Source organism: Kitasatospora cystarginea (assembly GCF_039533515.1).
Lineage (GTDB): Bacteria > Actinomycetota > Actinomycetes > Streptomycetales > Streptomycetaceae > Kitasatospora > Kitasatospora cystarginea.
Map to the genome: position 1 here is coordinate 1 of NZ_BAAATR010000190.1, position 844 is coordinate 844.

The following is an 844-nucleotide window of genomic DNA, read 5'->3' on the forward strand; positions in this document are numbered from 1 at the left end:
CTGCTGCGCAAGTCGCTCACGGTGCTGGTGTGCCTGGCGGTGATCGCCTTCATGGCCGGCTACGCGATGGCCGGTCGGGTGCTGCGTCCGCTGGGGCGGATCACCCGGACCGCGCGCGAGGTGGTCTCCTCCGACCTGCACCGCCGGATCCAGCTGGACGGTCCGGACGACGAGCTCAAGGAGCTGGCCGACACCTTCGACGAGATGCTCGACCGCCTGGACCGCTCCTTCGACTCGCAGCGGCGGTTCGTCGCCAACGCCTCGCACGAGCTGCGCACCCCGCTCGCGATCAACCGCACCCTGCTGGAGGTCCAGCTCTCCGACCCGAACGCCGCCCCCGATCTGCAGCAACTCGGCCGGACCCTGCTCGCCACCAACGAGCGCAGCGAGCAGTTGGTGGAGGGGTTGCTGCTGTTGGCGCGCAGTGACAACGAGCTGACCGACCGGCGGCCGGTGGAGCTGTCGGAGGTGGCCACCCGGGCGTTGGAGCAGACCCGGGCGGAGGCGGTGACCCGGGAGGTGGAGCTGCGTTCGACGCTGACGCCGGTGGCGGTGTCGGGGAACGGGGTGCTGCTGGAGCGGATCGCGCTGAACCTGCTGCAGAACGCGGTGCGCTACAACGCGCCGGGCGGCTGGGTGGAGATCACCACCACGGTGGTGGCCGGCGGCGCGGGTGAACTGGTGGTGTCCAACACCGGTCCGGTGGTGCCCGGTTACGAGCTGGAGCACATCTTCGAGCCGTTCCGCCGGGTCAAGGGCGCCGACCGCACCCGCAGCGACAAGGGCGTCGGGCTCGGCCTGTCCATCGTCCGCTCGGTGGTCCGGGCGCACGGCGGCGCCATCG

The 844-nt window shown here is 71.4% G+C and carries 1 protein-coding gene; it reads left to right on the top strand.

What is annotated here, in order from left to right; translation table 11 throughout:
- On the top strand, positions 1-844 hold an 844-nt coding region (locus tag ABD369_RS40765; RefSeq protein WP_344641685.1), incomplete at both ends, for a sensor histidine kinase.